The sequence below is a fragment of the Streptomyces kanasensis genome, from assembly GCF_043077165.1.
GTDB classification, from domain to species: Bacteria; Actinomycetota; Actinomycetes; order Streptomycetales; family Streptomycetaceae; genus Streptomyces; species Streptomyces changanensis.
Genome location: NZ_JBIBSF010000016.1, coordinates 26268 through 44837, shown reverse-complemented (window position 1 = coordinate 44837; position 18570 = coordinate 26268). Strand labels below are relative to the sequence as shown.

Annotated in this window: 16 protein-coding genes and 1 pseudogene; 8 read left to right on the top strand and 9 right to left on the bottom strand. The window is 73.6% G+C overall.

Translation table 11 applies throughout. The features are described 5' to 3' along the window. The first annotated feature begins 87 nt into the window (after positions 1-87). The 4 genes from rpe to ACF053_RS28780 all read left to right on the top strand — a co-directional run bounded on the left by rpe (position 88) and on the right by ACF053_RS28780 (position 4557). Positions 88-771: a ribulose-phosphate 3-epimerase gene (gene rpe / locus ACF053_RS28795; protein ID WP_058941072.1), complete on the top strand. Its 684-nt coding sequence runs from the start codon at positions 88-90 to the stop codon at positions 769-771. A gap of 118 nt (positions 772-889) precedes the next feature. After that, on the top strand, positions 890-1903 hold the full coding sequence (locus ACF053_RS28790) for a sugar-binding transcriptional regulator (RefSeq protein WP_058941071.1): 1014 nt from the start codon (positions 890-892) through the stop codon (positions 1901-1903). A gap of 188 nt (positions 1904-2091) precedes the next feature. Further along, the gene (locus ACF053_RS28785) at positions 2092-3537 is read left to right on the top strand and encodes a GuaB1 family IMP dehydrogenase-related protein (RefSeq protein ID WP_391956677.1); all 1446 of its coding nucleotides are present in this window, start codon (positions 2092-2094) and stop codon (positions 3535-3537) included. Positions 3538-3714: 177 nt separating this feature from the next. Continuing rightward, positions 3715-4557, top strand: a complete 843-nt coding sequence (locus ACF053_RS28780) for an RNA polymerase sigma factor SigF (RefSeq protein WP_391956704.1) — start codon at positions 3715-3717, stop codon at positions 4555-4557. Here ACF053_RS28780 and ACF053_RS28775 read toward each other — a convergent pair. The 7 genes from ACF053_RS28775 to ACF053_RS28745 form a co-directional block, all read right to left on the bottom strand. Further along, on the bottom strand, positions 4496-5008 hold the full coding sequence (locus tag ACF053_RS28775) for an ATP-binding protein (RefSeq protein ID WP_391956676.1): 513 nt from the start codon (positions 5006-5008) through the stop codon (positions 4496-4498). The genes ACF053_RS28780 and ACF053_RS28775 overlap by 62 nt on opposite strands. Positions 5009-5147: 139 nt before the next feature. Further along, complete coding sequence (locus ACF053_RS28770; RefSeq protein ID WP_391956675.1) at positions 5148-6401, bottom strand: PP2C family protein-serine/threonine phosphatase; 1254 nt, start codon at positions 6399-6401, stop codon at positions 5148-5150. After that, positions 6398-7474, bottom strand: a complete 1077-nt coding sequence (locus ACF053_RS28765; protein ID WP_391956674.1) for a hypothetical protein — start codon at positions 7472-7474, stop codon at positions 6398-6400. Before ACF053_RS28765 ends, ACF053_RS28770 begins: the two co-directional genes overlap by 4 nt. Beyond that, positions 7459-7983 (bottom strand): anti-sigma regulatory factor, encoded by a 525-nt coding sequence (locus ACF053_RS28760; protein WP_391956673.1) that lies wholly within the window; start codon positions 7981-7983, stop codon positions 7459-7461. The genes ACF053_RS28765 and ACF053_RS28760 overlap by 16 nt, the downstream gene beginning before the upstream one ends. Beyond that, positions 7980-8378, bottom strand: a complete 399-nt coding sequence (locus tag ACF053_RS28755) for an STAS domain-containing protein (RefSeq protein ID WP_058941066.1) — start codon at positions 8376-8378, stop codon at positions 7980-7982. The genes ACF053_RS28760 and ACF053_RS28755 overlap by 4 nt, the downstream gene beginning before the upstream one ends. Next, positions 8375-9262 (bottom strand): STAS domain-containing protein, encoded by an 888-nt coding sequence (locus ACF053_RS28750; protein WP_391956672.1) that lies wholly within the window; start codon positions 9260-9262, stop codon positions 8375-8377. Before ACF053_RS28750 ends, ACF053_RS28755 begins: the two co-directional genes overlap by 4 nt. 426 nt (positions 9263-9688) lie before the next feature. Next, entirely contained in the window at positions 9689-10729 is a 1041-nt protein-coding gene (locus ACF053_RS28745; protein ID WP_391956671.1) for a GDSL-type esterase/lipase family protein, read from the bottom strand. 319 nt (positions 10730-11048) lie between these two features. Here ACF053_RS28745 and ACF053_RS28740 point away from each other — a divergent pair, with 319 nt between their 5' ends. From ACF053_RS28740 to ACF053_RS28725, 4 genes are all read left to right on the top strand, one after another. Beyond that, a complete protein-coding gene (locus tag ACF053_RS28740) occupies positions 11049-12521 on the top strand; it encodes an amino acid permease (protein WP_391956670.1) in 1473 nt (490 codons plus the stop codon). Between the two features lie 10 nt (positions 12522-12531). Further along, positions 12532-12987 (top strand): Lrp/AsnC family transcriptional regulator, encoded by a 456-nt coding sequence (locus ACF053_RS28735; RefSeq protein ID WP_023589679.1) that lies wholly within the window; start codon positions 12532-12534, stop codon positions 12985-12987. Between the two features lie 398 nt (positions 12988-13385). Further along, positions 13386-14183: a carbon-nitrogen hydrolase family protein gene (locus tag ACF053_RS28730; RefSeq protein WP_391956669.1), complete on the top strand. Its 798-nt coding sequence runs from the start codon at positions 13386-13388 to the stop codon at positions 14181-14183. A 67-nt stretch (positions 14184-14250) separates the two neighbouring features. Next, entirely contained in the window at positions 14251-15942 is a 1692-nt protein-coding gene (locus tag ACF053_RS28725; protein ID WP_391956668.1) for a flavin monoamine oxidase family protein, read from the top strand. A gap of 158 nt (positions 15943-16100) precedes the next feature. On the opposite strand, the pseudogene ACF053_RS28720 reads toward ACF053_RS28725, so the two are convergent. Together ACF053_RS28720 and ACF053_RS28715 are read right to left on the bottom strand one after the other, a co-directional pair. Continuing rightward, positions 16101-16814, bottom strand: a pseudogene (locus ACF053_RS28720) (DUF5995 family protein); the annotation flags it as partial. A gap of 161 nt (positions 16815-16975) precedes the next feature. Next, positions 16976-18406, bottom strand: a complete 1431-nt coding sequence (locus ACF053_RS28715) for a uracil-xanthine permease family protein (RefSeq protein ID WP_391956667.1) — start codon at positions 18404-18406, stop codon at positions 16976-16978. Positions 18407-18570 lie beyond the last annotated feature (164 nt).

The window sequence follows — 18570 nt, the reverse complement described above, 5'->3', positions numbered from 1 at the left end:
GGAATCAGGCGGACTGTCCCAGCCCGGGGGCGGGAGACCGCGGGATCGGGGCGAGGAAGGGGCCCGGAACATGGCAGGCTTGGGCCCATGGCCCAGATCAACCCCAGCATCCTGTCCGCCGACTTCTCCCGCCTCGCCGAGGAGGCCAGGGCGGTCGAGGGCGCCGACTGGCTCCACGTCGACGTCATGGACAACCACTTCGTGCCCAACCTCACCCTGGGCGTACCGGTCGTGGAGTCGCTGAGCCGGGCGACGGACATCCCCCTCGACTGCCACCTGATGATCGAGGACCCCGACCGCTGGGCCCCGCAGTACGTGGAGGCGGGCGCGGGCTCGGTCACCTTCCACGTGGAGGCCGCCGCCGCTCCCGTGCGGCTGGCGCGGGAGATCCGGGCCAAGGGCGCGCGCGCCTCCATGGCGCTCAAGCCCGCCACGCCCATCGAGCCGTTCGAGGACCTGCTCCCCGAACTGGACATGCTGCTCATCATGACCGTCGAACCCGGCTTCGGCGGGCAGGCCTTCCTCGACATCATGCTGCCCAAGATCCGACGTACCCGTGAGCTGATCTCCAAGCACGGCCTGGAGCTGTGGCTCCAGGTCGACGGCGGCGTCTCCGCGGCCACGATCGAGCGGTGCGCCGAGGCCGGGGCCGACGTCTTCGTCGCCGGCTCCGCCGTCTACGGGGCCGACGACCCGGCCGGGGCCGTGCGGGCGCTGCGCGCCGACGCCGAGCGCGCGACCGCCTCCGCCGCGTGGGCGTGCGGACACTGAGCCACCACCGGGTCACCGGCAGATGAACGCGAACCAACAGGACTGATCAGGGGTCGTCGGATCTGCAAGGATGGCCATCCGTAGTGTGAAGAGCAGTGAGGAGAACGCGGTGTCTGCAATGTCGGCGGGACGTCCAGCCCTGCGGATGGGACCCGCGGAGCTGGTGCAGGCGGCGGCCATGGCGCGCCGCTTCTATCTCGAGGGCAAATCCAAGATCCAGATCGCCGAGGAGTTCGGCGTCAGCCGCTTCAAGGTGGCCCGCGTCCTGGAGACCGCCCTGGAGCGCGACCTCGTACGGATCGAGATCCGCGTGCCCGCCGAGCTGGACGCGGAGCGCTCCGACGCCCTGCGCGCCCGGTACGGCCTGCGCCACGCCGTCGTCGTCGAGTCCCCGGCCGAGGCCGAGGACGAGTCGCCGGACCCGGAGAACCTGGGCGAGGTCGCGGCCGACCTGCTCGGCGAGCTCGTCGCCGAGGGTGACGTGCTGGGCCTGGCCTGGGGCAGGTCCACCATCCACATGGCCGCCGCCCTCGACCGGCTGCCTCCCTGCACCGTCGTCCAGCTGACCGGCGTGTACGACGCGGGGACCGCGGAGCGCGGCTCGGTCGAGGCCGTGCGGCGCGCCGCCCAGGTCTCCGGTGGCGAGGCCCACCCCATCTACGCGCCCATGCTGCTGCCCGACCCGGCCACCGCGGCCGCACTGCGCAACCAGACGGGCATCGCCCGCGCCTTCGACTACTTCGACAAGGTGACCGTCGCCGCGGTCTCCATCGGCTCCTGGGAGCCGGGCATCTCCACCGTCCACGACATGCTCACCGACGAGGAGCGCGCCCACTACGCGTCGCTCGGCGTCGCCGCGGAGATGTCCGCGCACCTCTTCGACGCCTCCGGCCGTCGCGTCGGGCGCGACCTGGGCGAGCGGTGCATCACCGTCGAGGCGGACCGGCTGCGCCGGATCCCCGAGGTCGTCGCCATCGCCGGCGGCCACCGCAAGGCGGCCGCCATCGGCGCGGTGCTCCGCTCCGGGCTGGTCACCAGCCTCGTCACGGACACCGCCGCCGCCGAGTACCTGCTGACCGAGTCCGAGCCGGGTCCGCGGCCCGCGCTGGAGCGTGCCGACCCGGACAACTGAGCCGGCCGGGACGGGGGCCGTCCCGCCGGATCCGACGGAGTTGGAGGAACCCACCAGGTCACCCCGCGTGACCTGGAGGTTCCGCCCGGGGGTCGAACGCGCGTCGGCATGGGACAATGAAGTACGTGCGTTTTCCCCCCGGCTGAGATGCCCGGGGGCCAACTCCGAACGACTGGGATGTTCAGCACGTGCGTTTCCTCAATGACCTGAAGCCGCCGTACGACCTGACGTACGACGATGTGTTCATGGTGCCTAGCCGATCGGCCGTGGGCTCCCGCCAGGGCGTCGACCTCACCACCCCCGACGGCACCGGGACCACCATCCCGCTGGTCGTGGCCAACATGACCGCCATCGCCGGCCGCCGCATGGCGGAGACCGTCGCCCGCCGCGGCGGGCTCGTCGTGATTCCCCAGGACATCCCGATCGAGGTCGTCACCGACGTGATCTCCTGGGTGAAGAGCCGCCACCACGTGCTCGACACCCCGATCGTGCTCGACCCCCACCAGACCGTCGCCGACGCGTTGTCGCTGCTGACCAAGCGCGCGCACAACGCGGGCGTCGTCGTGGACGCGGACCAGCGGCCCATCGGTGTCGTCACCGACCAGGACCTGTCCGGCGTGGACCGCTTCACCCAGCTCTCCGAGGTCATGTCCAAGGACGAGCTGCTGCTGCTCGACGCCGACATCGACCCGCGCGAGGCGTTCAACACCCTCGACCACCACAACCGCCGGTACGCCCCGGCCGTGGACGGGGAGGGCCGCCTCGCTGGCATCCTGACCCGCAAGGGCGCGCTGCGCGCCACGCTCTACACGCCGGCCGTCGACGCGAACGGCAGGCTCCGCGTCGCCGCCGCCGTCGGCATCAACGGCGACGTGGCGGGCAAGGCCAAGCAGCTGCTGGACGCCGGCGTCGACACCCTCGTCGTGGACACCGCGCACGGCCACCAGGAGTCGATGATCGCCGCGGTCAAGGCCGTCCGCGGCCTCGACCCGCAGGTGCCGATCGTCGCCGGCAACATCGTCGCCGCCGAGGGCGTGCGCGATCTGATCGAGGCCGGCGCGGACATCATCAAGGTCGGTGTGGGCCCCGGCGCCATGTGCACCACCCGCATGATGACCGGTGTGGGCCGCCCGCAGTTCTCCGCCGTCCTGGAGTGCGCCGCCGAGGCGAAGAAGTACGGCAAGCACGTCTGGGCCGACGGCGGTGTCCGCCACCCGCGCGACGTCGCCATGGCGCTCGCGGCCGGCGCGTCGAACGTGATGATCGGCTCCTGGTTCGCCGGTACGTACGAGTCCCCGGGCGACCTCCAGCAGGACGCCGGCGGACGCCTGTACAAGGAGTCCTTCGGCATGGCGTCCAAGCGCGCCGTCCGCAACCGCACGAGCGAGGAGTCCGCGTACGACCGGGCCCGCAAGGCGGTCTTCGAGGAGGGCATCTCGCACTCGCGGATGTTCCTCGACCCGTCCCGCCCGGGCGTCGAGGACCTGATCGACTCGATCATCGCGGGCGTCCGCTCCTCCTGCACGTACGCGGGTGCCGCCTCCCTGGAGGAGTTCGCCGAGAAGGCCGTCGTCGGCGTCCAGAGTGCCGCCGGCTACGCCGAGGGCAAGCCGCTGCACGCCAGCTGGAGCTGACCCCGCCCGCCGGGCCCACCCCCGCACCCGAGGAGCCGTCCCCGCCGTCCGCGTGGGGACGGCTCCCGCGCGTGGCGCCCACGCGTGGCCGAAAGTCACGCCCTCCGGGTGTGCCCGGTCCGTTCGGGGGTAGACGCGCCTCCGGCAACGTCGACAGGAAGGGAGGGCACCGTGTCCATGGCGACCACGGCCCCGACGGAAACGGCACCGGCGGCTCCCCTACCCCGGATCCCGGACCCCACGGAGGTCGCGCCCCGGGACGCCAAGGAACTCTCGAAGCTGTTCTTCGCGCGTCTGGCCGTCCTGGAGGAGGGCACCGCGGAGCACCAGTACGTGCGCAACACGCTCATCGAGCTGAACCTGTCCCTCGTGAAGTACGCGGCCACCCGCTTCCGCAGCCGGTCCGACCAGATGGAGGACATCGTCCAGGTCGGCACCATCGGCCTGATCAAGGCCATCGACCGGTTCGAGCTGACCCGTCAGGTCGAGTTCGCCTCGTTCGCCATGCCGTGCGTGATCGGTGAGATCAAGCGCTTCTTCCGCGACACCAGTTGGTCGGTGCACGTCCCGAGGCGCCTGCAGGAGATGCGCATCGACCTGGCCCGCGCCACCGACGAGCTCTTCCAGCGGCTGGACCGCTCACCGACCGCCGGCGAGCTCGCCGCGCACCTCGGGATCGACGAGGACCAGGTCGTCGAGGGCCTCGTCGCGGCCAACGGGTACTCGGCCGCCTCGCTCGACATGCCGCTCGACGACTCCGGCGAGCCCGCGTCGGCGACCCTCGCCGACCTCCTCGGCGAGGAGGACCGCGCGATGCGCCTGACCGAGGACCTCCACGCCCTCAAGCCGATGGTCGAGGAGCTCGACGACCGCGACCGGGCCATCCTCCACATGCGGTTCATGGAGGAGATGACCCAGGCGCAGATCGGCGAACGGCTCGGCGTCTCGCAGATGCACGTCAGTCGTCTGCTGTCCCGGATGACGACCCGGATGCGCGAGCGGATGCTGAGCGAGGGCTGAGGTACGGCTCCTCCGTACCGGCCGAGCCTCCGCCCCGTCCGTCGGTCGTCCCCCGGCCCCGCCCGTCGGAGCGCTCCTCCGGCCGGTCGGCGTCCGGCTCCCACCACACGGCTCGGACCGTCTTGCCCGTGGGCCCCGGCCGTACGTCGACCTCGTCGACCAGACGCAGCACCAGTGGCCAGCCGAACCCGCCCCCACCGCCGAAGTCCGGCCGCCGCACCTCCGGTGGCACGGGGCTGGCGTCGTCCAGCTCCAGCGTGAGCCGGCGCCCCTGGACGAGCAGCCGCAGCCGCCACCGGCCGTCGGTGTGGCGCAGCGCGTTCGCCAGGAGTTCGGTCACGACGAGGCGGACGGCCGCGAGGTCGGCCCAGGGACAGCGGTCGGCCACGAAGCCGGTCACGACGTCGCGGACCTCACCGCTGTCGGCGGTGCGTGAGTCCAGTACAAGCACGGTGCCTCCTTCCCGGCTCCGCGTACCCGTCGACCGCGGTGTTCACCACCGTGTGGCGAGGACTCACCAGTGCGACCAGAGCGTCACCGTGGGTGTACGGACGTGCGGTGGTGCTTGCGGGGTGCTTCCGACGGCGGGGTCACCCGCGCACGGCGTCGTCGTCCCGGCGGCGGACGGCCAGCGCGACCGTGTCGTCGGAGTGCAGGATCAGCGTGTGCATCTCCTCGGCGATGGCGACCGGCACCTCCTCGATGGGCAGGCTCCGGTGGCGTCGCGCGGCCTCGGTGAGGCGGCGCTCGCCCTCCCGGGGGTCGCGGCGGCTCTCGGTCAGGCCGTCGGTGTAGAGCAGGAGGAGGTCACCGGGGTCGAGACGGTCCTCGACGACCGCCTCGCTTCCGGGCAGCGGGAAGCCGACCCCGCGCCCGGCCGCCTCCAGGAAGTGGGTGTCCCCGTCGCGCCGCACCAGCAGGGCCGGGGGGTGGCTGCCGTTCGCCAGGCGCAGGTCGCCCGTCTCCGGGTCGATCCGCACCACCTGCACCGTCGCCATGAGCTCGTGGTCGAAGTCGGCCAGGGCCTCGGCGGCGCGGGCGACGAGCGTGCGCAGGTCGTGGCCCTCCAGGGCCAGCGTGCGGACCGCGTGGGTGACGTTGAGGGCGCTGCGGGTACTGGCCAGTCCGTGGCCGAGGGCGTCCACGAGGGTGACGTGGACCGTGCCGTCGGGGAGCCGGAACCAGTCGTACAGGTCGCCGCCGGTCGGCGCGTGGCGCTCGGCCGGTTCGTAGCGGACCGCCAGTTCCAGGCCGGGCGCCCGTACCGGCGGAGGCCGCAGGGCGTCCTCCAGCCGGTGCAGCATCCGGCCGTGCGCCTTGCGGAGCTGCTCGTCGCGCTCCTCCAGCTGCACGTACAGGGCGAGCACGCCGCTGTTGGTCTCGGAGAGCTCGTCCTTCAGCCGCCGGTGCTCGCGCGTCAGCGCGTCCAGTCGCTCCACGAGGACGGCCGCCTCCTCCTCCAGCAGCGCCACCGGGTCGGGCGCCGCGCCATCGGCCGACCAGGCCGGGGCGGCGGCGTCGACGGGCGCCGGCAGGGGGACGGTCCAGGCCGCCCCGGCGGGCGGCGCGTCAAGGGCGGGGAGGGGCAGCCCGGACAGTGGGGGAGGGGCGTCCGCGCCGGGCAGCCGCAGACGCACCGTCAGGGACGCCGCCTCCACCCTCGGGGACGGCAGGACCTCAAGCGACACGGGCCGGCCGGCCGCCAGTTCACCGGCGGCGAGCCGGCTCGCCGACAGCACGAGCCGGGAGCGGAGGTCCGGTTCGACCCCGGCCCGGTGCGCCAACCGGCGCAGAGTGGTGCGCAGTTCGTCCAGCGAGTGGTGCGTGGTGCACTGGGGTCTCATGGTCTTCTCCGGGCGGGGCCCACGGCCAGCACGGTGACGTCGTCCCGGGTGGCGCGGTGATGGTGGGCGAGGACGACGGCGAGCAGGGGGGCGGGCAGGGCGGTGAGCCCCGGGGGGAGCTGCCCGGCCCAGCCGCCCCGGACGCCGTCGCTGTGCATCAGCAGGGTGCCGCCGCCGGCGTCCGGCAGCCGGTGCGCCGTCGGCGGCGGCATGTTCCAGCCGACCACGCCGGGTTGCGCGCCGAAGCGGTGGCGCACCCCGTCGTGGCCGACCACGCAGGCGCGGACGTTGCCGACGGCGCAGTGCTCCACGGCGTCGTCGGCCGTCCGCCGCAGGAGCCCCACGGCGGCGCCCCGGGTGCCGCGGAGTGCCGTGTGGATCGTCCGTATCAGCTGGGGCAGCGGTAGACCGGGGGAGTCCCGGAAGGCGCACACGGCGTGGTCGGCCGCCTCTGCGGCGGCCGGGCCGTGGCCCAGGCCGTCGGCGACCAGCGCCGTCACCGTCCCGCCGTCGGCCGACGTCTCCAACGCCCACACGTCCCCGCAGGAGGTCTCGCCCTCGGCGGGCAGCAGCACCGACCCGGCGTCGGGCGGGGGCGCGGCCCGTCCGGCGGGCGGCTCCCCGGCCCGTTCCCCGGCCGGCTCCGCGTGCGGGCTCAGGTGCGCGCACGCAGCCGTGCCGCGCCCCGGCACGGACCGCAGCAGGAAGTGGTCGGCGAGGCCGCCCACGGACCGCAGGTCGCGGGCGAGGGGCTCCTCGGAGGTGGCCGCGCCGGACGGCCAGGGGGCGGCGTGGGCGGCGTGGGCGGCCCCCTCCGGCGCCGGTCCCTCCCCGACGGCGACGATGTCCAGCCCCGGGCGCAGGGCCGGCGGCTGTATGTACACGGCGCCGCACAGCTGCCGGGCGGCGAGCGCGCCCGCCAGCGCCCCGGCGCACTCGGCGGCGCGGTCGGCGAGGGGCCCGGGCAGCCCCGCGGCCGCGGCGGCCCGGCGGGCGGCGGTGGCCGCGATGCCCACCGCTCCGTCGTCGTGGACGCCGACCCGGGTGGTGAGCGCCGTCACCGGTCGTTCCACCGGGTGGCCACCACGGTGGTGCCCTGCCCGGGGGCGGTGCGGATCTGGAAGTCGTGCACGAGCCGCCGGGCGCCGCCGAGGCCGTGCCCGAGCCCGCTGCCGGTGGTGTAGCCGTCCTGCAGGGCGGTCTCCACGTCCGGGATGCCCGGCCCCTCGTCCCGTACCGTCAGCCGCAGGCCCCGCCGGCCGCCGGGGGAGAGCAGCCGCACCTCCAGCGTCCCGCCACCGCCGTGCACGTAGGCGTTGCGGGCCAGTTCGCTCGCGGCGGTGACCACGCGGGTCTGGTCGACGATGCCGAAGCCGGCCCGGACCGTGGCGGCCCGCACGGCATGACGGACCGTCAGCAGGTCCTCCTCGGACCGCACGTCGTGGCGGAAGCACTCCTCGCCGAGTTCGCCGTCGCCCTCAGCCAGGTCCGCCGCGTCCGGCGCGAGTCCGCCGAAGTCCCCCACCCGCGAACGGGGCCGGCCCACCAGGTCCGCCGCCAGGGCGTCCCCTCCCCGCGTCATGGGCGGCCCTCCCCGGGTGGGTGCGGCATCCGCTGCCAGCCGAGCGCGGTCAGCCCCTGCTCGGCGTTGAGCGCCGTCTCGACGCCGGTCAGCTGCAGGCCCAGCTCGACCAGGGTGATCGCGACGGCCGGCCGCATGCCGGCGACGATGACACGGGCGCCGAGCAGCCGGGACATGGTCGTCAGCTCCATGAGCGTGCGGGCGACGAAGGAGTCGATGATCTCCAGGCGGGAGATGTCGATGAGCACGCCGCGGGCGCCGTCCGCCGCGATGCGCTCGGTGAGCTCGGCGGTGAACGCCAGCGCGGACGTGTCGTCCAGCTCGTTCAGCAGCCCGGTGACGAGCACGTCGCCGAGCCGCAGGATCGGTACGCCCGTGGCGCGCGGGGGCGTCACTCGGTCACCGGCCGTGCGGTGGCACCCGTGTCGACGGAGGGCTGGTCGGTGAGCCGGACGGCGGCAGCGAGGGCGTCGGCGAGCGTGGCCCGGGTGAGGATCGTGGACAGGTCGATGCCCAGCTGCGCGATGGTCTGCGCGATGGGGGGCCGGATGCCGCTGATGACGCAGTCGGCGCCCATCAGCCGCACCGCGTTCACCGTGTGCATCAGGTGCTGGGCGACCGCCGTGTCGACGGCCGGGACGCCCGTGATGTCGATGATCGCCACCTGGGCCTCGTTGTCCTCGATCGCCTGGAGGAGGCTCTCCATGACGACCTGGGTGCGCGCGGTGTCCAGGGTCCCGATCAGCGGGACCGCCAGCACGTGCCGCCACAGGCGCACCACCGGAGTGGAGATCTCCAGCAGCTGGCGGCTCTGCCGCTGGATGATCTCCTCGCGGCCTTCCACGTACGTCTCGAAGGAGAGCACGCCCGCCGCGTCGAGGAGCCGGTTGATGAGGATGGCGGCGGAGAACAGCTCCGCGGAGTCGCGCGTGGTGTGCTGGACCGCCGTGAGCAGCGCCTCCTTGAGCGAGAGCACGGCGAGCGAGGTCGCGGTCGGCGACACCCCGGCGCGGGCGCGCCGCAGCGAGAGCTCTATGACGGTGCGCCGCAGGTCGTTGCGCGTGGTGACGAGCCGCTCCACGGGGACGTCGCTGGCGAGCCCGGCGGCGAGCGCGGAGATGAGGAGGTCGGCCTCCTCGCGGACCTCGTGCTCGCTCATGTCCGTACTGAGCACGGCCTGCTCCAGCTGGAGCCGGACCCACCGGTCCGCGATCTCCTCCTCGCGATCGCGCAGTGCCTCGCACAGGCGGTCCCGCACACTCGATTCGCTGAAGTTCACACGCACCTCTCGCACCTGACGGGAGACGGCCCCGGCCCGGCACCGCGAACGCGACCGGCGCCCACGGAACTTGGCCGGGGCCCCCTACACCTTCGTACAACGCAGTCGGACATCGTAGGGTTCGCCGGTGGCGGGTGCGAATTCGCGCGGTCCGTCCCGTCACCGTCGTTCCGGGTGCGCCCCTACCCCCTCGCGGCCGTCCCATGCCCCCCTGTCCGCGAGCCGCCGCGGGCACGGTCCGATGGGGAGGACACCTTCCGGGGGCTTCGTCGATCAGGTCGGGCCCGCGGTGTCCGGCACGAGCCCTCGCGGCGTCGTCGTCGGTCGGCGACGCTCCGCGTCGACTCCCTCCGCTGCCGGGCGAGCGCCCGCACCGGACACCGCTCCCTGATCCGACCTGAGATCCGACCTGAGCGGCACGACGCCCTAGGCAGCCGCGGGCGCCTGGAGGAAGCCGTGCGCGCGTACCGCGTCGGCCACCGCCGCGGCGATCCGGGCGTGGCCCGCGTCGTTCGGGTGGAGGCCGTCCGCCAGGTGCTCGCAGGCCAGCACCGGGAGTCCGGGCAGGAGGGCGAGGCGCCGGTCCCCCTCCGCCCGCAGGTCCCGTACCGCCTCCTCCATGGCCCTGCGCAGGTCCGCCAGCGTCGCGCCCAGGGCGTTGGCCGTCGACTCGGCGGCCGGGCGCAGCAGCGGGGAGAGCACCAGCAGCGGCGTGTCCGGGTGGCCCCGCCGGACCAGCGTCAGGAACGCCCGCGTGACCTCGTACATCAGCGGCGCGGACGTCGGCACCGGCTCCCAGCAGTTCGTGCCCCAGGCCAACGTCAGCAGCGAGGCGGGCAGCGTGGCCAACTGCTGCGCGACCGGCAGCTCGCCCCGGGCCGACCCCGCGTAACCGAGGTTCACCGTGTCCAGCCCCAGGGCGCGCCCGGCGACCGCGGGCCACGCGTGCGCGGGCCGGGTGGCCCACCAGCCCTCGGTGATCGAGTCGCCGTGCACCACCCAGCGCGGGCGCGGCGGCGCCGGCCGCACCTCGCCGCCCACGGCCCGTATCCCCAGGACCACGGGGGCCTGGCTCTCCGGCGGGTGCACGGTGTACGCGCCGCCGCCCTCCCGGCCCGCCGGCAGCGGCAGCGTCACCACCGCCTCCCCGTCGTTCGGCTCCCCGGACGTCTCGGTGAGGCAGCGCCCCTCCCGCCACAGGGCGAAGGAGTGGGCCACGTCACGCAGTCGCTCCTCGGGCTCGGGCACCCGGGCCCGGTAGCGCAGCTCCACGGCCCGCGTACCGGGCCCGGCGGTGAACTCCAGGCGCACCCCGATCGGCAGCGCCGCCCGCTCGGAGACGTCCCACGGCAGCACCCCCAGCGACGCGGGGTCGGCCCGCACCGCGCGGGGGCCGTCCAGCCACGCCGTGCCCCGCAGGAAGGGCAGCGGATCCAGCCAGTCCTCGCCGCTCCTCGGTGACGCCATCGGCGGCCTCCCCTCGTCCCTCCGACCTGTCCGTGTCATGCCCTCGAATGCCCCGATGTGTCGATTCATGCGGCAGCGCGCAATGTTTCCCCGTCCGTTCCCGAAGTGCGCAATGATCGATCGGCACTGCGCAACAACCCTGCATTACACAAGCGAACCTCCGCCTCGTAGGCTCAGGGCCCGTACCTGGAGTGGCGGTGACCGCCTGCTCGGCGGTTCCCCCTCCCCTGGGTCCCTTCGTGGGCTGTCTCCCCGCTGCCCGCGCGCCGCCGTCGGTCCCGCCGTACCCCCCCGACCGCAGCGATGAAGGAGCCCCGCAGTGCTCGATCACGGCGCAGCCCCACCGGCCACCGAGCCCTCCGCACCGAAGACCGCCGGAGCGTCCCGGTTCTCCGCCCTCAACCGTCGCAAGCCGGTGGAAGACCTGGTCGCGGAGGGTGGCCAGGGTGAGGGCGGCTCGCTCCGCCGCTCGCTGTCCATGTGGCAGCTGACCATGATCAGCATTGGTGCCACGCTGGGTACGGGCATCTTCGTCGTCCTCGGCGAGGCCGTGCCGGAGGCCGGCCCCGCGGTCACGCTCGCCTTCGTCTTCGCGGGCCTGACGGCGCTCTTCTCGGCCCTCTCCTACGCGGAGCTGGCCGGCACCATCCCCGTCGCCGGCTCCTCCTACTCGTACGCGTACGCAACGATGGGTGAACTCGTCGCCTGGGTGTGCGGCTGGTGCCTGCTGCTGGAGTACGGCGTGTCCGTCGCCGCCGTCGCGGTCGGCTGGGGCGACTACCTCAACCAGCTCCTCGATGGCACCATCGGCGTGACCCTCCCCGAGGTGCTGACCGCGCCGCCCGGTGAGGGCGGCATCTTCAACCTGCCCGCGTTGATCGTCGTCATGCTGGCCATGGTGTTCCTGCTCGGCGGCGCCAAGGAGTCCGCCCGCGCCAACACGATCATGGTCGCGGTCAAGATCGGCGCGCTCGTCCTCTTCTGCGCCATCGGCTTCACCGGCTTCCAGTCCGGCAACTACGCGGACTTCATGCCGCTCGGCATCAGCAGCGTCGGCGCCGCGGGCGCGGTCCTGTTCTTCTCGTACATCGGCTTCGACGCCGCCTCCACGGCCGGCGAGGAGGCGAAGGACCCCAAGCGCGACCTCCCCCGGGCGATCATGCTCTCCCTGGTGATCGTCACCGCGCTGTACGTGCTCGTCGCGGCCGTCGCCGTCGGCGCCTGGGACTGGAAGAAGTTCGCGGGCTCCGAGGCCACCCTCGCCGCGATCATGAACGACGTCACCGGCCAGAGCTTCTGGGGCACGCTGCTCGCCGCCGGCGCGGTCATCTCCATCGCCAGCGTCGTCCTCACCGTGCTCTACGGCCAGACCCGCATCCTCTTCGCGATGTCCCGCGACGGCCTCATCCCGAAGGTCTTCGCCAGGGTCAGCCCGAAGACCGGCACCCCGCGCGTCAACACGGTGCTCGTCTCCGTCTTCTGCGGCGTCCTCGCCGCGGCCGTCCCGCTCGGCGAGCTCGTCAACGCCACCAGCATCGGCACCCTCTTCGCCTTCGCCCTGGTCAACGTCGCCGTGATCATCCTGCGCCGCACCCGGCCGGAGCTCGACCGCACCTTCAAGGTCCCCTTCGGTCCCCTCTTCCCGGTGCTGGGCTTCCTCTTCTGCGGCTACAGCATGTACAGCCTCGACATGGTCACGTGGGCCGTGTTCGGTGTCTGGATGGTCGTCGGCCTCGTGTTCTACTTCCTGTACGGCATGCGCCGCTCCCGATTGGCCACTGCAGAGAAGTGATCCACCCCCCGTGCGACTGAACGACCTCGACGAACGCATCGTCCACGCCCTGGCCGAAGACGCCCGCCGCAGCTACGCCGACATCGGCTCGCTCGTCGGACTCTCCGCGCCGGCCGTGAAACGGCGCGTGGACCGCCTGCGGGCCGAGGGGGCCATCACCGGCTTCACGGTCCGCGTGGACCCGGCGGCGCTCGGCTGGGAGACCGAGGGGTTCATCGAGATCTACGCACGGGGCAACACCTCGCCCGAGACCATCCAGCGCGGTCTCGAGCGCTATCCGGAGATCGCGTCCGCGTCCACCGTCACGGGGGAGGCGGACGCGATCGTCCAGGTCTTCGCCTCCGACATGCGCCACTTCGAGCGCGTCCTGGAGCGCATCGCCGGCGAGCCGTTCGTCGAGCGCACCAAGTCGGTCCTGGTGCTCTCCCCGCTCCTGCGGCGCTTCTCCTCCGGCTCCCCGGCCTGACACCGCCGGGCGGCCCCGGCTCCCCGGCGTGACACCGCCGGGCGGCCCCGGCTTCCCGGCCTGCGGCCGCCGCGGCGGCCCCGGCCCGTGTGGGTGTGACGCCAGCCGCCCCGCCCCGGTCCCGCGCCGCCGCGTGCCGCCCCGGGTGGCCGGGCCGGCGCCGCCACCCCGCCCGGGCCCGCACCGGACCGCGCGCGGGCGCGGCCACCGGCCCGCGAGTCCGTCCGGCGGCCACCGGTGCCGCGGGGGAGCGCCGCGCAACGAATCACCGGCGGGGTGCCCGATCACGCAACGCTTCGGCGGTCGGTCCGCAACGGTCACGCCTTGTCCGGCGAGAAGTCCGGACCGTACCTTTCTTGGGTAATCCCCCCGCTCACCGCACCCCGTGAGGTCCGCCCATGCCGCCGCTGCGCACCGCCCTGCTCCAGAGCTCCGGACAGCTCGGTGACGTGGCCGCCAACCTCACGCTCCTCGACGGCGCCGCCGCCCGCGCGGCGGCCACCGGCGCGGGCCTCCTCGTGGCCCCCGAGATGTTCCTGACCGGGTACGCGATCGACGAGGACGTCCACCGGCTGGCCGAGGCGGCCGACGGGGACGCCGCCGACGCGGTCGCCGAGATCGCCGGGCGGCACGGCATCGCCCTGGCGTACGGCTACCCTGAGCGCGACGGCGACACGGTGTACAACGCCGCCCAGCTGATCGGCCCCGACGGCACCCGCCTCGCCAACTACCGCAAGACCCACCTCTTCGGCGACTTCGAGCAGCGCTGGTTCACGCCCGGTGACCGCGCCGTCGTCCAGGCCGAGCTGGCCGGGGTCCGCGTCGGCCTCATGATCTGCTACGACGTGGAGTTCCCCGAGAACGTCCGCGCGCACGCCCTGGCCGGCACCGACCTCCTCCTCGTCCCGACGGCCCTGATGCACCCGGCGCAGGTCGTCGCCCGGTCGGTCGTCCCCGTGCGGGCCTTCGAGAGCCAGCTGTACATCGCCTACGCGAACCGCACCGGCCCCGAGGGCGACTTCGAGTTCGTCGGCATGTCCGCCCTGGCCGGCCCCGACGGTTCCGCCCGGGCGCGCGCCGGCCTCGGCGAGGAGCTCGTCACCGGCGACGTCGACCCCGACCTGCTCAGCCGGTCGCGCGCCGAGAACCCGTACCTGCGGGACCGCCGCCCCGGCCTCTACACCTCCCTCGTCTGAGCGCTCCCGCCCAGCGCCCCCGCCCAGCTCCCCCTTCTTCTCCACCCGTGCAAGGAGTCCGTACCCCATGACGTCCACGGTGCCCACCGCCGTCCAGCACACCGACGCGCAGCCGCCCATCACCATGTTCGGCCCGGACTTCCCGTACGCGTACGACGACTTCCTGGCCCACCCGGCCGGCCTCGGCCAGATACCGGCGACCGAGCACGGCACGGAGGTGGCGGTCATCGGCGGCGGCCTGTCCGGCGTCGTCGCCGCGTACGAGCTGATGAAGATGGGCCTGAAGCCGGTCGTGTACGAGGCCGACCAGCTCGGTGGCCGGCTGCGGACCGTCGGCTTCGACGGCTGCGACCCAGAGCTCAACTGCGAGCTGGGCGCGATGCGCTTCCCGCCGTCCTCGACGGCCCTGCAGCACTACATCGACCTCGTGGGGCTGGAGACCAGGCCGTTCCCGAACCCGCTCGCCGAGTCGACCCCGTCGACCGTGGTGGACCTCAAGGGCGAGTCGCACTACGCGGAGACCATCGCCGACCTGCCGCAGGTCTACCGGGACGTCGCCGAGGCGTGGAGCGCCTGCCTGGAGGAGGGCGCTGACTTCTCCGACATGAACCGCGCCATGCGCGAGCGCGACGTGCCGCGCATCCGCGAGATCTGGGCCAAGCTCGTCGAGAAGCTCGACAACCAGACCTTCTACGGCTTCCTGTGCGACTCAGAGGCGTTCAAGTCCTTCCGGCACCGCGAGATCTTCGGCCAGGTCGGCTTCGGCACCGGAGGTTGGGACACCGACTTCCCGAACTCCATCCTGGAGATCCTCCGCGTCGTCTACACCGAGGCCGACGACTACCACCGCGGCATCGTCGGCGGCAGCCAGCAGCTCCCGGTGCGGCTGTGGGAGCGCGAGCCGGAGAAGATCGTCCACTGGCCGCTCGGCACCTCGCTGAGCTCGCTGCACGGCGGCGACCCCAAGCCGGCCGTGACCCGGCTGCACCGCACCGCCGGCAACCGGATCACGGTCACCGACGCGAACGGCGACATCCGCACCTACCGCGCCGCGATCTTCACCGCGCAGTCCTGGATGCTGCTGTCGAAGATCGAGTGCGACGACTCGCTCTTCCCGATCGACCACTGGACGGCGATCGAGCGCACGCACTACATGGAGTCGTCGAAGCTGTTCGTCCCCGTCGACCGGCCGTTCTGGCTGGACAAGGACGAGGAGACCGGCCGGGACGTCATGTCGATGACGCTCACCGACCGGATGACCCGCGGCACGTACCTGCTGGACAACGGCCCGGACAAGCCGGCCGTCATCTGCCTGTCGTACACGTGGTGCGACGACAGCCTGAAGTGGCTGCCGCTGTCCGCGAACGAGCGGATGGAGGTCATGCTGAAGTCGCTCGGCGAGATCTACCCGAAGGTCGACATCCGCAAGCACATCATCGGCAACCCGGTGACCGTGTCGTGGGAGAACGAGCCCTACTTCATGGGTGCCTTCAAGGCGAACCTGCCGGGCCACTACCGCTACCAGCGCCGCCTGTACACCCACTTCATGCAGGACCGGCTGCCCGAGGACAAGCGGGGCATCTTCCTCGCCGGCGACGACATCTCCTGGACGGCCGGCTGGGCCGAGGGCGCCGTGCAGACCGCGCTCAACGCCGTGTGGGGCGTCATGCACCACCTCGGCGGCGGGACCGACCCGTCCAACCCCGGCCCGGGCGACGTCTACGACGAGATCGCCCCGGTGGAGCTGCCGGAGGACTGAAGCCACGGGGGAGTGCCGACGACGGTCGGTTCGGGCCCGCGCGGGCCCGAACCGACCGGCGACCCGGAGCCGTGGGAGCCGCTGCCGGGCCGCGCGGCGCAGGACGGCCCGCCGGTCCACGCGCCGCGCGGCAGGGCAGCGCGCGGTACGGCACTCCCCAGGGGCGTCAGCAGCATCCGCCCCACCAGCCCCACGGAGCGGTCGAGGCGCTCGGTGAACCCCTCGGCCAGCTCCGTGCCCCACGGCCCGGGCACCCGGTGCAGCTGCCACAGCGAGCGGGCCGCGAGCCACGCCCCGTCCCGGGCCCGCTCCAGGCTCCAGCACCCCAGCAGGTGCGTCATCGGGTCCGCGACCTCCAGCAGGTCCGGGCCCGGCATCAGCTCCTCGCGGATGCGCTCCTCCAGCAGGACGAGGACCTCGCCGACCCGCTCGAAGTCGGCCTCCAGCCGGTCGGGGCCGCAGTCGAGGGCGCGGCAGGTGTCCACCACCGCCAACGCCAGGTCGTGGCCGATGTGCGCGTTGATGCCGGCCAGCGCGAACTGCAGCGGCCGCACGCCGGGGTGGCGCCGGTACGCGAAGAGCGGCCGCCAGCACGCCGGGGGCCGCCCGCCCGACGCCGCCGCGTCGACCGCCGCCACGTACCGCTCGGCGAACCGGACGGCGAGCGTGGCGGCGCCGTCGTGGTCCCGGAAGGCCCCCTCACCGACGAGGCGCCCGATCTCGCGGGTGACCGCGAGGTAGACGTCGTTGAAGACCCCGACCCCGTCGCCCGCCGGCCACAGGGACCGGAAGCCCCGCATCCGGTCGGCCACCGCGCGCACCCCCGGCGGTTCGGCACCGGCACTCGGGGTGAACTCGTCGATCTGCGCCATGCGGGCAGGGTCCCAGCCGCCGAGCCCGGGGGGAAGCCGCCGGGCGCGGCGTCCCCGGAACGGGCGAAGGACCGGCCGGCCGCTGCCGCGGCCCCGCCGGTCCTCCGTGCGCACGGCGTGCGCTCGCGTGCGCCTGCGCGCTCCTGTGTGCGGGGGTGCTTCTACCGCCGCGCCGCCGGCTCGCCGCCGTCCCCGTCCTCGTCGCCGTGCTCCTTGCGGGCCGCGGTGTCGTACGCCGAGGTGCCCGCGTCGAGCAGGGGCTCCTGCCCCTTCAGGTGGGCCGGGGCGAACGCCCGCAGCGCGTGGTAGCCCGTGATCACGACGATCGTGCCGAGGGCGATGCCGCCGAGCTCGAAGGTGTCGGTGATCTTCAGGCTGACGCCGCCGACGCCGATGATGATGCCGGCGGCCGCGGGCACCAGGTTGAGCGGGTTGCGCAGGTCCACCCCGGCGTTGATCCAGATCTGCGCCCCGAGGAGGCCGATCATGCCGTACAGGATGACCGTGATCCCGCCGAGCACGCCGCCGGGGATGGCGGCGACCACGGCGCCGAACTTCGGGCAGAGGCCGAAGAGGAGCGCGAAGCCGGCCGCGGCCCAGTAGGCGGCGGTCGAGTAGACGCGGGTTGCGGCCATGACGCCGATGTTCTCGGAGTAGGTGGTGTTGGGCGGGCCGCCGACCGCGGTGGAGAGCATGGACGCCGCGCCGTCGGCGGCGATGGCGGTGCCGAGCTGGTCGTCCAGCGGGTCGCCCGTCATCTCACCGACGGCCTTGACGTGCCCGGCGTTCTCCGCGATGAGCGCGATGACCACGGGCAGGGCGACCAGGATCGCGGACCACTCGAAGCTCGGCGCGTGGAAGGACGGCAGGCCGATCCAGTCGGCCTGCCCGACCGCGGAGAGGTCCAGGCGCCAGTGGTCGACCGCCTCGCCGCCGCCCACGGGGGAGTGGATGCGGCCGAGGGTCAGGTCGAGCACCCACGACAGGACGTACCCGAAGACCAGTCCCAGGAAGATCGCCACCCGCGACCAGAAGCCCCGCAGGCACACCACCGCGAGTCCGGTGAAGAGCATCACCAGCAGCGCCGTCCACTGGTCCTGCGGCCAGTAGGTGGCGGCGGTCACCGGCGCCAGGTTGAACCCGATCAGCATCACCACGGCGCCCGTCACGATCGGAGGCATCGCGGCGTGGATGACCCGCGCGCCGAACCGCCGCACGGCCACACCCGCCAGGAACAGCGCGAGCCCGACGACCAGGATCGCCCCGGTGACGGTGGAGCTGTCGCCGCCGGAGGCGCGGATCGCGGCGGCGACCCCGACGAACGACAGCGAGCAGCCGAGGTAGCTGGGCACCCGGCCGCGCGTGGCGAGGAGGAAGATCATCGTCGCGACGCCGGACATCATGATCGCGAGGTTCGGGTCGAGGCCCATGAGCACGGGCGCCACGAACGACGCGCCGAACATGGCGACCACGTGCTGGGCGCCGAGTCCGGCGGTCCGGGGCCAGGACAACCGCTCGTCCGGGCGCACCACGGCGCCGGGAGCGGGGGTCCGCCCGTCGCCGTGCAGGGTCCAGCGCACGCCGAGGTTCATGGGTGGGTCGCTCCCGTTCTCCGGGGCTCGCCCGGTGGGGTGGACGGCGCCGCGTGAGGCGTGGCGCCCGGAGGTGAACGGACGCCATGGTAATGCGACGCGTGTGCGGTTCCGGTCGGGTCCGGGAAGCCCGCGTGCCGGGGCGCCGCCACGGCGGTCGCGGC

Coding starts and splice junctions, on each gene's coding strand:
- rpe (WP_058941072.1), top strand. CDS start 88: ATGGCCCAGATCAACCCCAGCATCCTGTCCGCCGACTTCTCCCGCCTC.
- ACF053_RS28790 (WP_058941071.1), top strand. CDS start 890: ATGTCGGCGGGACGTCCAGCCCTGCGGATGGGACCCGCGGAGCTGGTG.
- ACF053_RS28780 (WP_391956704.1), top strand. CDS start 3,715: ATGGCGACCACGGCCCCGACGGAAACGGCACCGGCGGCTCCCCTACCC.
- ACF053_RS28770 (WP_391956675.1), bottom strand. CDS start 6,401: ATGAGACCCCAGTGCACCACGCACCACTCGCTGGACGAACTGCGCACC.
- ACF053_RS28760 (WP_391956673.1), bottom strand. CDS start 7,983: ATGACGCGGGGAGGGGACGCCCTGGCGGCGGACCTGGTGGGCCGGCCC.
- ACF053_RS28745 (WP_391956671.1), bottom strand. CDS start 10,729: ATGGCGTCACCGAGGAGCGGCGAGGACTGGCTGGATCCGCTGCCCTTC.
- ACF053_RS28730 (WP_391956669.1), top strand. CDS start 13,386: ATGCCGCCGCTGCGCACCGCCCTGCTCCAGAGCTCCGGACAGCTCGGT.
- ACF053_RS28725 (WP_391956668.1), top strand. CDS start 14,251: ATGACGTCCACGGTGCCCACCGCCGTCCAGCACACCGACGCGCAGCCG.
- ACF053_RS28715 (WP_391956667.1), bottom strand. CDS start 18,406: ATGAACCTCGGCGTGCGCTGGACCCTGCACGGCGACGGGCGGACCCCC.